The following is a 12,485-nucleotide window of genomic DNA, read 5'->3' as shown; positions in this document are numbered from 1 at the left end:
CCGTGACCCGGTGCGCCGCGATATCACGGGTGGCGGTAGCGGCAACCGTAAGCGTCCTGCCGTCGATGTCCGCCTTCGAGGAAAACTCCATGCCGCCCGGTCCCGACTGCACGACGGTGGCGTCGGTGATCTTGACGAGCTTGATCGCTCCGGTTTCGGGCAGCACGAATTCGACATTGCGAAGATCGATGCGACGCAGCGAATCCTCCCGCACGGCATCGAGTGCGTGGTTGATGTTTCCGAACACCGCGGCGGACAGCTTCTCCGGATCGATGAGGCCGTCCGCATTGCGCAGGCCGGCGGTCCAGTCGCCGCCTGACGGCATCGCCGCCACGACGATGCGGGCATCCGAGATCCTGGCGCTGGTCAGCCGCACATCTCCCCACAGCAGCGGGAACAGACGCACGCCGAAGCGCACGCGGCCGGCATCGGCCATCGGCTTGCCGTCTGATGTCTTCAAGCTGACGTCGCTGACCTGAAGCGCGATGAAACTCGAACCGTCGAGCGTGATGCGGGCAGGCCCGACCGCGACATTGACATCGACGCCCGCCAGTTTCTCAAGCGCCGTTTCCGCCTCGGCGCGAAGCCGGTCGGCTCCGATGCCGGAGGCGCCAACCAGATAAACGAGCACGGCGGCCAGCAGCACGAAAGCGACCAGACCGGCGAACAGTCGCGACAGGATGCGAAAACCGCGTCCGATCGACGCCTGACCAAGCGGCGGCACACGGCAGGCGGACGGAAAGGTCCCCAGGTCGGTGATCTCATCACGCCTGAACCGGATCTTCTCGTGCTGCGGTCGCTCCTGATCCACGCAATTTTCCGTTGTACGAACTCGATCGTGGACGAATCCCCGTCCGACACTATATCGGTGTGGCTTCGCGCGTAACCTCAAACAAGGGCATCGGTATGGCTGACCTCGACGTAGGCGATCTTGCGCCGCAATTTGACCTGCCGCGGGACGGCGGCGGATCGGTCAGCCTTGCCGCATCGTCCGGCAAGCCCATCGTGCTCTATTTCTATCCGCAGGACGACACAACAAGCTGCACGCAGGAGGCGATCAGCTTCTCGCAGTTGAAGCCGGAGTTCGAGAAGGCCGGCGCCGTGGTGATCGGCCTGTCGCCCGACCCCGTCAAGAAGCACGACAAGTTCAAGTCGAAATACAATCTCACCATCGACCTCGCCGCCGACGAGGAGCGCACGGTGATCGAGGCCTACCATCTGTGGGTCGAGAAATCGATGTATGGCCGCAAGTATATGGGCGTCGAGCGCGCGACGTTCCTGATCGGCCGCGACGGGCGGATCGCCAGGATCTGGCGCAAGGTCCGCGTCAAGGGCCATGCCGAAGAGGTGCTCGAGGCCGTTCGAGCGCTTTGAGGTTTGCCGGCGAGGCTGGCCCAGGTTCCCTTGCAACCTTACGCACGCCTGGCGGGCAATCGCTGCGAGCAAGCTATCGCTGCAAGCCTTTGTTAACCCTAATAATGTGTAATCAAGCTGTCGTGGTGTCGTAAACGAAAGCTTGGTCCCGTGAACGCAACCGGTCAGTCCGCAGTCTTCGGCAAGCGTAAGGAGCCCCATACGGTCATCATCGCCCGGGGCAACGAGATCAGGCATTTTACGATCCGACCGTGGCTGGCGGCCTTTATCGGCTCGGCGCTGGCCGCCATTGCCGTCGGCTACCTCATGGCCACCTCCTATCTCGTGCTGCGCGACGATTTGATCGGCGCCACAACGGCGCGTCAGGCGCGCATGCAGCAAGCCTATGAAGATCGCATTTCGGCGCTTCGCGCCCAGGTCGACCGCATCACCAGCCGCCAGTTGCTCGACCAGCAGCTGATGGAAACCAAGGTCAGCGAACTGCTTGAACGCCAGAGCCAGTTGAGCCAGCGTCATGGCCGCCTTGGTCCGCTGCTCGAACGCGCCGAGAGCGAGGTCGGCGCAGCGCCGGCCGAAGATCCGGCAGCGGCTGCGAAGCCGGACAAACGCGCCGAAGTGACCGGCAGCATCAAGGAGCCCGCGCGGAATTATGCGGTCGCCAGCCTGAGCGCCGATCTCGGCGCCGGCGACACAAGGCCGTTCTCGCTGTGGTCAACCCGCTCCGATCCGCTGCCCAATGATTCAGCCGCCGATCGTGCCGACAAGCTCTTCGTCTCGATCAACCAGTCGTTGAAATCCATCGAGAGCGATCAACTGACCCGCATCAGCACGCTTGCCGACAATGCCTATAAGAGCGCCGATGCCATCACCCAGGCGCTCGAGGCGGCCGGACTGCCCGTCGACAGCGACTTCGGCAAGGGCGACAGCGACGTCGGCGGACCGCTGATCCCGCTCGACAGTTCGATGATGTTCGACAGCAAGGTCAAGGAATTGGACGAAGCGCTTGACGCGCTCGACCATCTCAAGAAAGAAGCGCGCCAGCTGCCGCTGACCAACCCCGCGCCGGGCCACTCCGTCACCAGCCCGTTCGGCGTGCGCACCGACCCGATCCTCGGCACCGCGGCACTGCATTCCGGCATGGATTTCAGGGCGCCGATCGGCATGGCCGCAAAGGTCACGGCGCCCGGCACCGTCACCAAGGCCGGCTGGAACGGCGGCTATGGCCGCATGGTTGAAGTCGACCATGGCAATGGTTTTGCGACACGTTACGGGCATCTCAGCGAGATCGACGTGACCGTCGGCGAGAAACTGGACGCCGGCGCCGTCATCGGCAAGACCGGCAGCAGCGGCCGCTCGACCGGCCCGCATCTGCACTACGAAGTCCGCCACAATGGCGAAGCGATCGATCCCTTGCGCTTCCTCACGGTCGGCAAGAAGGTCGCCCAGTATCTGTAAGCGATCCCAGGCTCCTGCCCCATGCGCCGATGACCATCATGATGGCTGACTAAGGCGCTCCCGTAGACAGAAACGCCGTCGCTGCCGCAACCAGGGTGGTCGCGCCGACCTTCAACGCGGCCTCGTCGACACGAAACCGGGCGTGATGGAGCGGAAAGACCGATCCGATCTCCTCGTTCCGGATTCCCAGCCGAAAATAGACCGAAGGACGTTTCTCGCTGTAGTAGCCAAAGTCGTCCGCGATCGTCCATCCGGGCGTGTTGAGGACGTTGTCGGCACCGATGCAGGCCTTGGCGCTGGCGGCAATCAGCTCTGTCATCTCGACATCGTTGACGACGCCGGGTTCGCCCTTGTGGATGTCGACCTCGACACGCGCGCCGTGGCTCGTCGCCATACCCTCGGCTATCGTACGAACGCGGTGCCAGGCCCGCTCGCGGGTTGCATCGCTGCCGCTGCGGATGGTGCCTTTCAACGTGACCCTGCCGGCTGTGACATTGTAGGCGTTGCCGCCATTGATGGCAGTCACGGAAATCACCAGCGGATCGTACGGATCGGTCTCGCGCGAAACGATCTTCTGCAATTCGCTCACCAGGGAGCAAGCCACGGCCAACGCATCGACGCCTTCATGCGGTTTTGCCGCGTGTGCCGCCGAGCCGATGACGGCCACATCGAACGTGTCACAGGCCAGAGTGTAGGGACCGGAGCCGACGGCGATCTTGCCGGTCGGTGTGTACGGATCGACGTGGACGCAGATGGCGGCGTCGATGTCGTCGAGAAGCCCCTCTTCCACCACCCGCTTGCCGCCCGACGGTTCGTCCTCCTCCGCCGGCTGGAAGATCAGGCGAACGGTACCGCCAAAACTGTCCCGCGACTGGTGAAGATGCGCGGCCACCGCGAAAGCCATCGATGCATGGGCGTCGTGACCGCAGGCATGCATCACACCTGGATTCGTCGATGCATAATCGACGCCGGACTCCTCCTCGATCGGCAAGGCATCGATGTCGGCGCGAATGGCGATCTTTCGATTTGACGGCCTGCCGGCGCCGACAATATCGACGGCAAGGCCAAAGCCGGCGACGTCGCGAATGTCGACGATTCCCTGATCCACCAGCATCTGCCTGAGGTAACGCTGCGTGCCGGCCTCCTGGTTCGAAAGCTCGGGATTGCGGTGCAGATGGCGACGGACCTCGATCATCCGGTCGAGAATTCCGGCGTCGATATCGGTCGTCACGGTTTTCGCAACACCACCCGCCGTGGCCGAACCCTCAGGATTTGACATGGATCTCTCGCGGGAACTTCGTCAGGGTCTCGTGGCCGGTTTCGGTGACCAGGATGGTCTCGCTGACCTCGATGCCCCAGCCGTCCATCCACATGCCAAGGATGGAATGAACGACGTTGCCCGGTTCAAGCACCGTCTTGTCGCCCGGCCTGAGGCTGATCGTGTGTTCGCCCCAATCCGGCGGATAGGCGACGCCGATGGAGTAGCCGATGCGCGATTCCTTCTTCAGTCCGTAGCGCTGGATGACCTTGCGCCAGGCAGCTTCGACCGCTTCGGCAGTCGTTCCCGGCCTGACCGCGTTGAGCACCGCGTCCATGCCCTCGATCACCGCTTTGGCGGTATCCGAGACATTTGTCGGCGTCTTGCCAAGCTGCATGGTCCTGGCGAGGCCGGCGGCATAGCGGCGGCAAACGCCGGCAAGTTCCAGCGCAATCGTCTCGTTTTCTCCAAACCGCCTGTCGCTCCACATGATGTGCGGCGCCGAGGCATTCTCGCCACCGAGGATTGTCGGCGGAAGCGCTGTGATGTCGCCGGCAAAATCCGGGCTGCCCGCGATCTGCGCCGCCTGGATGGCGGCGATGGCGTCGCATTCGCGAACGCCCGGCGCGATCACCTCGAAGGCTCGCGTGACGGCAGCTTCGGCGAGCGTCGATGCCTTGCGCAAATAGGCGATCTCCGGCGCCGATTTGACCGCCCGGATCCAGTTCACCAGCAGGTCGGCATCGTGCCATTTTGCATTGGGAAGTCCGGCGACAAGCCGGGCGTGCGCCTTGGGGGAGAAATAATAGGCTTCGAGTTCGATGCCGATATGGCGACTCCCCCAGCTCTTGGCGACAATCCAGTTCGCAATCCAGTCCATGGGATGGCGATCGCCTCGCTGGACATGGTCTTCCGGAAAGCCGACCACGTTTTCCGGTTTCATCCAGGCTGTCAGAAGACCGCCGGCCGCATCCATGGCGCGCCCGATCCAGACCGGCTCGACCTCCTCGATTGGAACCAGCACCATTTGCGGCGTGTAGAACGACCAGCCGTCATAACCGGTGATGTAATGCTGGTTGGCAACGTCGTTGACGACAAGAAGCTCGAGACCGCGCTTGGCCATCTCGGTGCGGATCTTGCGAAGCCGCTGTCGGTACTCGTCGCGGGCAAACGGCAATTCGATCATCTTTGCTCCTGCTTTGTCATCAACGGTCGCGGGTTCGCTCACCATTGAAGAGGTTTCGCCATGGCGGCAATCGGCCAGGGCGGCGTGTGGGCAGGTCCTGAATCGGGTACGTCCATACCCGGCCTTCCCAAGATTTGTGTTTCATTATCATTTATTTTTGAATTCCATTTGACTGAATAAATAAGCGGTGCCAAGCTATCCTCTCCTAAGGGGCGCAAGGCATGGCACTGCGGGGGACCAATCAGGAGTTCGGGCGGCCATACAACCGGCGCATCGTGCTTGAGTCCATCCGCCTGCACGGGCCGATCGCGCGCGGCGAGATCGCCCGGCGCGTCGGCCTCACCGTCCAGACGGTATCGACCATCGTTCGCGAACTGGAAGATCAGGACTACATCCTGTCGCTGCGCGAAGAGCCGAGGGGGCGCGGCCTGCCGCCGGCGACGCTCCGGATCAACCCCGAGGGCGGCTATGCCGTGGGTATCCACATCACTCCGCTTGGTATCAGCGCCGCCTTGATCAATCTGAGCGGCGACGTGATCGAGAGCATCTACCGCGAAGCGCCGAACGCGACGCCGGACCGCGCCTTCGAGTTGATCGGGGCGATGGTGGTGGAATTGACCCGGCTGCGGGCTGGCGGACGGGTGCTGGGGGTCGGCATGGCCCTGCCCGGCCCATTCGACGTGGAGTCCATGAGTTTCGTGGGGCCGACCACCATGACCGGCTGGAAGGATGTCGCGCTGCGCGAACGGCTGGCGGCCTCCACCGGATTGCCGGCCTTCTTTGAAACCGATATGGCCGCGGCCGCCATGGGCGAGCGCCTTTATGGCCTCGGCGCCCAGTTTTCCGAATATTACTATCTCTATTTCGGCGTCGGCCTTGGCGGCGTCATGGTTCATGACGGCAGCGCCTTGCGCGGCGCCTGGGGAAATGCCGGCGAGATCGGACACATTCCCGTCATTCCCGGCGGCGAGGCCTGCCCGTGCGGCAACAGCGGCTGCCTCGAAAGATATTTGTCGCTCGAGGCGCTCCGGCGCTGGAACGGCAGCGAGGCCGACTGGGTGGCCGAAGTCGCACCGATCTTTCACAACGCCGTCGCCGTCATCGAGAACCTGTTCGACCCGGAGACGGTCATCCTCGGCGGGCTGGCATCCACCGACCTGCTCGAAATGCTGGCTGGTTCGGCCGCAGGCCTGCACAACTCCGTCTCGGCCCGCAAGGACCGCACGACGCCCAGGGTCGTGGTCGCGCGCGGCGGACAGCATTCCGTGCTGCGCGGCGCCGCCGCCCTGGCGGTTTCCGGGGTTCTGTCACCTCGCTTCGGGCAGATGTTCGCGGCCGAACGCGAACGCGAGCGCGACCTTCTCAAAGGCAGGGAGATTGCGGCATGAGTGAACCCCTGCTGGTGCTCGACAACGTCACCAAGAACTATGGCGCGATCGAAGCGCTCAAGGGGATCAGCTTCTCGATCGACAAGGGCGAGGTCGTGGCGCTGCTGGGCGACAACGGCGCCGGCAAATCGACACTGGTGAAGATCATATCAGGCGGACTGGAGCCGACATCGGGCCGCATGCTGTTCGAGGGCAAGGAATTCCTCGCCAAATCACCGGCCGAGGCCAAGGCGGCCGGCATCGAGACCGTCTACCAGGATCTCTCGCTGTGCACCAACGTCGACGTGGTCGCCAATTTCTTCATGGGCCGCGAGATCACCCGCAAGTTTCTCGGCATTCCCGTGCTTGACGAGCGCGCCATGGAAGCCGTCGTCGGAAAGGCGCTGGCCAATGCCGGCACCCGCATTCCCTCGCTGCGCGCCAATGTCGAGCATCTTTCGGGCGGCCAGCGGCAAGCCATCGAACTCAACCGCTTCGTGCACTGGGGCGGCAAGCTGGTGCTGCTCGACGAACCATTCGCCGCCCTCGGTGTCGAACAGACGCGGCGCGGTCTCGACATGATCCGCCAGGTGGCCAACCAGGGCATCGGCGTCGTCATCATCACCCATATCATGCAGCAGGCTTTTCAGGTCGCCGACCGGATCGTGGTGATCCGCCAGGGCGTCGTGGCCGGCGATGTCGCACGCAATAAAACAAGTCCCGACGCGGTGATCAACATGATCACCGGTGAGACGCTTGCCGGTGCCGGACCGACAGGCTGAGGGACAAAAGAGGGGTCCGGCTTAAGAGGAGCGAACGACATGAAGCGAATACTTCTTGCTGTCTTCGGTATCCTTGCACTGGCCTTTGCCACGCTCACGCCGGCATTCGCCCAGTCCAAGGGTATCGTCTACTATATGGTGCCGACCCTGCTGGACGAGTTCCAGACCGGCTCGGTGAGCGCGCTGGAACTGTTCCTGAAGCAGACCGGCTACGAGATGAAGACGCTGAACGCCGACAACAAGACCGACGCCCAGCAATCGCAGATGAACGATGTCATCGCGCTGAAGCCGGCGGCCATCATCCTGGCTGCAGTCGACTTCAATGCGCTGAAACCGTCCATCGAAGCCGCGCGCGCCGCCGGCATCCCGGTGGTCGAGTTCGACCGCCAGATCACCTCGACCCCGTCCGACTTCACCTCTGTCGCCGGAACGGTCGAGATCGGCTACGTCGCCGCGGATCAGGCCGAGAAGCTGCTGAAAGCCAAGAACGGCTCGGTGAAGGGCAAGGTTCTGCAGGTGCTCGGCGACCCCGGCGATCCCTACACGCTCGACATCCAGAAGGGTTTTGAGGAGAAGCTGAAGGCATTTCCGGCCGTCAAGATCATCTCGCTTCCGGCCATGCAATGGGAAGCCAGCAATGCCGGCACAATCGTTGCCGACCAGATGCTGGCCAACCCCGACATCGACCTGATCTTCAGCCATGCCGCGCACCTATCGGTCGCCGCCGTCGCCTCGCTCGAGGCGGCCGGCAAGAAGCCGGGCGACGTCATGCTGATGAGCTCGAACGGCGCTCCGGTCGGCCTCGACCTGATCCGCAAGGGCTGGCTCAACGCCGAAATCGAGCAGCCGCTTTACGCGCAGGCCGCGGCTGTCGCCATGTTCATGGACAAGATCGTCAAGAAGCAGGAAATCAAGCCCGGCGAATACGACGTGCTCGGCCTGAAATCGACCGTGACCAAGGAAGCCTGGGGTCCGAACATCAAGATCCCCGGTGCAGCGATCACCAAGGAAAACGTCGATAATCCGGCCTTCTGGGGCAACCAGAAGCCGCCGACGGACACCGTCAAGTCGGTCGAATAGTCATCTGAAAGCGCTCCGGGCCGTAGCGGCCCGGAGCCTGCCTTTCACACCGCCGCGTCCGAAAGGATGCCGTGGCGAATTTGAATCCGCGCCTGAACCCGACGAAATCGAGTTGATTTCGCGGGGGCGCCAACCGGATCAACCCATGAACCCGCGCACACGCAAAGCCCTGGAGTTCGTACTCGACAACCTCGTCTGGTTCATGCTGCTGTTCGTGCTGGTGGTCTTCTCCATCTTCGTCCCGAACTACTTTCAGCTCGGCATCTTCGCCAATATCATCGAGGCTTCGAGCGTGCTCGGCGTCATGTCGATCGGCCTGGCGCTGGTGATCATCGCCGGTCACATGGATCTGTCGGTCGAATCCGTCGCAGCGCTCAGCGCCATGGCGGTCGGCATCCTGTTTTGCTCGTCGGGCATCGGCATGGGCGTGCAGCTGCATCCCGAGTGGCTGATGGTTCCGGTTTCGCTGCTGCTGGCGCTGGCAGTCGGGGGTCTCATCGGCGCCTTCAACGGCTATCTGGTGGTCAAGGTGAAGATGAGCGCCTTCATCATCACGCTGGCGTCCTACATCTGGGTGCGCGGCCTCGTGTTGGTCGTGTCGGGCGGCCGCTCGGCGCAGGACCTGGCGCCGGCCATCCGCTGGTTCGGCATCCAGCGCCTTGTCGGCCTGCCGCTCACCGCCTGGATCGCGGTTGGCTGTTTCGTGGTCTTTTCGCTGATCATGGCCAAGACGCCGCTCGGCCGGCATCTGGTGATGATCGGCGGCAACGAGACGGCGACCTTCCGCGCCGGCATCCGGGTGAACCGCAATCTCATCATCGCCTTCGTGCTCGCCGGCGATGGCGCCGGCCTGGCTGGCTGGCTGCTGGCGATCCGCACGTCGGGCGCCACCGCCAATCTCGGCGTCGGCTTGCTGTTCAACGCCTTCGCCGCGGTCGTCATCGGCGGCGTCAGCCTCAAAGGCGGCGTCGGCACCCTCCCCGGCGTCTATGCCGGCGTGCTTTTGCTCTCGGCCATCAACACGGCGATCAATTTGATGGGCCTGCCGGCCAATTTCACCCAGGTGATTCATGGCCTGCTGGTGCTGGCCGCGGTGCTGCTCGACGCCTTCAAGCAAACCATTCGCCAAAGACTCGCATGACAGGACGGCTCGCATGACAGGACGGCTAAAAGACAAGGTGGCGCTCATCGTCGGCGCCGCCCGCGGCATCGGCAAGGGCATTGCGCTCCGCTTTGCCGAAGAGGGGGCGCGGCTGGTGCTCGCCGACACCGAAGTCGAGGCCGGGCAAGCGACCGCTGGCGAGTTGGGCGTCCCCTTCATCCGCACCGACATCTCGCAAATGAGCGACGCCAAGGCCGCCGTGGCGCTGGCGCTGAAGCAGCATGGCCGTCTCGACATCATCGTGCAGAATGCGGGCATCTATCCCTGGCAGCTGATCGAGAACACCAGCGCCGACGACTGGGACCGCGTCATGGCGGTCAATCTGCGCGGCACCTTCAATGCCAGCCGCGCGGCCCTGGTGCCGATGAAGGCGCAACGCTTCGGCCGCATGCTCTACACCTCCTCCATCACCGGTCCGCATGTCACCAGCCCGGGCCATGGCCACTATTCGGCCAGCAAGGCCGGCATCAACGGCTTCATCCGCGCCGCGGCACTGGAATTCTCCGGCTACGGCATCACCGTCAACGGCGTCGAGCCCGGCAACATCCTGACCGAAGCGATCGAGCTGCATCGCGGCGAGGCGTTCATCAAGAACATGGAGGATTCCATCCCGCTTGGCCGCCTCGGCAGCCCGCGCGACGTCGCCAATGCCTTCCTGTTCCTCGCCTCGGACGATGCCAGTTACATCACCGGCACGACCATCGTCGTCGATGGTGGCCAGTTGCTGCCCGAAGGCAGCGATTTCCGGCTCGTTCCGCCATGATCATCGATTTCGGCGATGGCTTCTTCCTGCGCCAGGCGACCGAGGCCGACCATCCAGCACTTGCCATGATCTGCCTCAAGACCGGTGATGCCGGCCAGGATGCAACCGGTCGCGAAGACGCTCCGGATCTGTTGGGCCAGATCTACACCATCCCCTACCAGGTGCTGGAGCCCGACCTCGCTTTCATCGTCGATGGGCCAACGGGCGCCGCGGGCTATCTGCTGGGTGCAAAAGACACAAAGGCTTTCAATGCAGGCCTGGCAGCAAAGTGGTATCCGCGCCTTCGCGCGCAGGTGACCGATCCCGGACCCGACCGCGCACGCTGGAGCGGCAGCGACTGGGCTCGCCACCAGATCCATCATCGCGACTTCACCATTCCGCCGGCCCTGGCTGCCTACCCTTCGCACGGTCATATCGACCTTTTGTCGCAAGCGCGTGGCAAAGGCATCGGCCGGCGGGCGATGGCTTTTCTCGAGCAAAGGCTCGCCGCGCTCGGTTCACGCGGGCTTTGCCTCGAAGTGATGCCGGACAATCACAACGCGCTGCGCTTCTACAGGGCCATCGGATTCGCGGTGTTGCGGGAGCCGGGATTGCCGGACCACAGCATCTATGTCGCCAAACGGCTGACAACCGCACCGGAGATCGTGCGCACCGGAGATCGTGTGAATGGTGGGCGATGACGGGCTCGAACCGCCGACATCTTCGGTGTAAACGAAGCGCTCTACCAACTGAGCTAATCGCCCGCTCCGGGCCGGACCTTTAAGCGGTCAGGGTCCGCTTCGCAAGGCCAAATGAGCGCAGGACGCCCTGGTTGGATGCCGGTTTTGCCAACAAAACGCCGGCTGTCAAAAAACCTTCTCCTGTTTGCTGTTATGATGGTTTGGTGCGCTTGACACCCGGTGGCGAACCCCTTATCCAGCGCCCCAACGACGAACACGGCTGACACGTGTTCGCCATGCGCGGGTGTAGCTCAGTTGGTTAGAGTGCCGGCCTGTCACGCCGGAGGTCGCGGGTTCGAGCCCCGTCACTCGCGCCATTTCTCTCAAGGGTATCAAGCCCTTGGCTTTGGAGAAATGTCGACATTGATTGTCAAAAATGTTGTCTTGCAAGAGACCTGAGGTCCAAGAGACCTGAGGTCACTCAGGTCCGTTCGGCCCGTGCAGACGTCTTGCCGCGCAAGATCATCCTCTCGCCAGCAGCGCCTCGACCTCCTGCAGCGTCGGCATGGATGGCGCAGTCCCTGGCCGGGTCACCGAGATTCCGGCGACGGCGCAAGCGAAGCGCACCGCCTGCAGCGGTTCCACGCCCCTCGAAAGTGCTGCCGCAAGCCCGCCATTGAAGGCATCGCCTGCCCCCGTGGTTTCGACCACCGGGCCGGCACTGACGGCTGGAACATGGTCGGAGCGATTTTTCGAGTGCAAAAGCGCGCCCTTGTCGCCGAGCGTGACGATGACTGTGCCGACGCCCTTTTCGAGCAGACTGTCCGCAGCGGCTCGCGCCTCGTCGACCGAGGACACCTTCATCCCGGTCAGTTCCTCCGTCTCGGTCTCGTTGGGTGTGAAGTAGTCGCAGAGCGTGTAGATGCGGTCGGGAAGCTTTGCCGCAGGGGCCGGATTGAGGATCGTCGTCACCCCTGCCCCACGCGCGATCTCCAACGCCCGCATGGCTGCTTCGATCGGCTGTTCGAGCTGCGTGACAAAGACGCCGGCATTGCTGATCAATGCGGCATTGGCTTCGATATCGGCTGGAGAGATCAGCATGGCAGCACCGGGGCTGACGATGATGGCGTTGTTGCCGGTGGTCTCCTCGACGAAGATGTAGGCCGCGCCGGTGTAGCTTTCCGGCGTGTCGATGACGGCATCCTTGACGCCCGCCTGCGTCCAGGTCTGCCTGGCCATGTCGGCGAAGGGGTCTACGCCGAGGCGGGTGAGGAAGGTGACGTCGGCGCCGAGCTTGCCGGCGGCCACCGCCTGGTTCGAGCCCTTGCCGCCGGGACCCAGCGTGAAGGATGTGCCGAGGATCGTTTCGCCCATGCGCGGCTGCCGCTGCGCCCTGTAG

11 protein-coding genes, 2 tRNA genes and 1 pseudogene are annotated in these 12,485 nt (G+C 63.5%); 9 read left to right on the top strand and 5 right to left on the bottom strand.

Features of this window, described 5'->3' with window-relative positions; translation table 11 throughout:
• Positions 1 to 811, bottom strand: a pseudogene (locus ENZ74_RS07345) (hypothetical protein); the annotation flags it as partial.
• Positions 812 to 906: 95 nt separating this feature from the next.
• Between ENZ74_RS07345 and ENZ74_RS07340 the strand changes: the two are divergent.
• Complete coding sequence (locus ENZ74_RS07340) at positions 907 to 1,374, top strand: peroxiredoxin (RefSeq protein ID WP_063167801.1); 468 nt, start codon at positions 907 to 909, stop codon at positions 1,372 to 1,374.
• Positions 1,375 to 1,524: 150 nt separating this feature from the next.
• Entirely contained in the window at positions 1,525 to 2,829 is a 1,305-nt protein-coding gene (locus ENZ74_RS07335) for a M23 family metallopeptidase (protein ID WP_063167800.1), read from the top strand.
• A gap of 49 nt (positions 2,830 to 2,878) precedes the next feature.
• On the opposite strand, the gene ENZ74_RS07330 is transcribed toward ENZ74_RS07335, so the two are convergent.
• Positions 2,879 to 4,108, bottom strand: coding sequence for an amidohydrolase (locus ENZ74_RS07330; RefSeq protein WP_063167799.1), 1,230 nt, complete (start codon positions 4,106 to 4,108; stop codon positions 2,879 to 2,881).
• Entirely contained in the window at positions 4,095 to 5,273 is a 1,179-nt protein-coding gene (locus tag ENZ74_RS07325) for a M24 family metallopeptidase (RefSeq protein WP_063170211.1), read from the bottom strand. Before ENZ74_RS07325 ends, ENZ74_RS07330 begins: the two co-directional genes overlap by 14 nt.
• Before the next feature lie 221 nt (positions 5,274 to 5,494).
• On the opposite strand from ENZ74_RS07325, the gene ENZ74_RS07315 reads away from it, so the two are divergent.
• The 6 genes from ENZ74_RS07315 (at position 5,495) to ENZ74_RS07290 (ending at position 11,107) form a co-directional block, all read left to right on the top strand.
• Positions 5,495 to 6,661 (top strand): ROK family transcriptional regulator, encoded by a 1,167-nt coding sequence (locus tag ENZ74_RS07315; RefSeq protein WP_063167798.1) that lies wholly within the window; start codon positions 5,495 to 5,497, stop codon positions 6,659 to 6,661.
• Positions 6,658 to 7,422 (top strand): ATP-binding cassette domain-containing protein, encoded by a 765-nt coding sequence (locus ENZ74_RS07310; protein ID WP_063167797.1) that lies wholly within the window; start codon positions 6,658 to 6,660, stop codon positions 7,420 to 7,422. The genes ENZ74_RS07315 and ENZ74_RS07310 overlap by 4 nt, the downstream gene beginning before the upstream one ends.
• Before the next feature lie 39 nt (positions 7,423 to 7,461).
• Positions 7,462 to 8,502, top strand: a complete 1,041-nt coding sequence (locus tag ENZ74_RS07305; RefSeq protein WP_127312713.1) for a sugar ABC transporter substrate-binding protein — start codon at positions 7,462 to 7,464, stop codon at positions 8,500 to 8,502.
• Positions 8,503 to 8,647: 145 nt separating this feature from the next.
• On the top strand, positions 8,648 to 9,643 hold the full coding sequence (locus ENZ74_RS07300; protein ID WP_127312712.1) for an ABC transporter permease: 996 nt from the start codon (positions 8,648 to 8,650) through the stop codon (positions 9,641 to 9,643).
• Between the two features lie 13 nt (positions 9,644 to 9,656).
• Positions 9,657 to 10,427, top strand: coding sequence for an SDR family NAD(P)-dependent oxidoreductase (locus tag ENZ74_RS07295; protein ID WP_063167795.1), 771 nt, complete (start codon positions 9,657 to 9,659; stop codon positions 10,425 to 10,427).
• Positions 10,424 to 11,107: a GNAT family N-acetyltransferase gene (locus tag ENZ74_RS07290; RefSeq protein ID WP_063167794.1), complete on the top strand. Its 684-nt coding sequence runs from the start codon at positions 10,424 to 10,426 to the stop codon at positions 11,105 to 11,107. The genes ENZ74_RS07295 and ENZ74_RS07290 overlap by 4 nt, the downstream gene beginning before the upstream one ends.
• Here the strand turns inward: ENZ74_RS07290 and ENZ74_RS07285 are convergent.
• Positions 11,095 to 11,170: transfer RNA gene (locus ENZ74_RS07285), tRNA-Val, on the bottom strand. The two genes, ENZ74_RS07290 and ENZ74_RS07285, sit on opposite strands and share 13 nt — an antisense overlap.
• 216 nt (positions 11,171 to 11,386) lie before the next feature.
• Here ENZ74_RS07285 and ENZ74_RS07280 point away from each other — a divergent pair.
• Positions 11,387 to 11,463 (top strand) — tRNA-Asp (locus ENZ74_RS07280).
• A 145-nt stretch (positions 11,464 to 11,608) separates the two neighbouring features.
• Here ENZ74_RS07280 and rbsK read toward each other — a convergent pair.
• On the bottom strand, positions 11,609 to 12,485 hold an 877-nt coding region (gene rbsK, locus ENZ74_RS07275; protein WP_127312711.1), incomplete at its 5' end, for a ribokinase.

The sequence above is a fragment of the Mesorhizobium sp. M7A.F.Ca.CA.002.15.2.1 genome (assembly GCF_003998715.1).
Classification (GTDB): Bacteria; Pseudomonadota; Alphaproteobacteria; order Rhizobiales; family Rhizobiaceae; genus Mesorhizobium; species Mesorhizobium ciceri.
Note: the sequence above shows the minus strand (reverse complement) of the source record. Positions and strands in the feature narration are given on the sequence as shown.

Bases quoted from the DNA above. Each gene is read 5' to 3' on its own strand.
- ENZ74_RS07330 (WP_063167799.1), bottom strand. From the start codon at position 4,108: ATGTCAAATCCTGAGGGTTCGGCCACGGCGGGTGGTGTTGCGAAAACC.
- ENZ74_RS07305 (WP_127312713.1), top strand. From the start codon at position 7,462: ATGAAGCGAATACTTCTTGCTGTCTTCGGTATCCTTGCACTGGCCTTT.
- ENZ74_RS07310 (WP_063167797.1), top strand. From the start codon at position 6,658: ATGAGTGAACCCCTGCTGGTGCTCGACAACGTCACCAAGAACTATGGC.
- ENZ74_RS07300 (WP_127312712.1), top strand. From the start codon at position 8,648: ATGAACCCGCGCACACGCAAAGCCCTGGAGTTCGTACTCGACAACCTC.
- ENZ74_RS07340 (WP_063167801.1), top strand. From the start codon at position 907: ATGGCTGACCTCGACGTAGGCGATCTTGCGCCGCAATTTGACCTGCCG.
- ENZ74_RS07290 (WP_063167794.1), top strand. From the start codon at position 10,424: ATGATCATCGATTTCGGCGATGGCTTCTTCCTGCGCCAGGCGACCGAG.
- ENZ74_RS07315 (WP_063167798.1), top strand. From the start codon at position 5,495: ATGGCACTGCGGGGGACCAATCAGGAGTTCGGGCGGCCATACAACCGG.
- ENZ74_RS07295 (WP_063167795.1), top strand. From the start codon at position 9,657: ATGACAGGACGGCTAAAAGACAAGGTGGCGCTCATCGTCGGCGCCGCC.
- ENZ74_RS07325 (WP_063170211.1), bottom strand. From the start codon at position 5,273: ATGATCGAATTGCCGTTTGCCCGCGACGAGTACCGACAGCGGCTTCGC.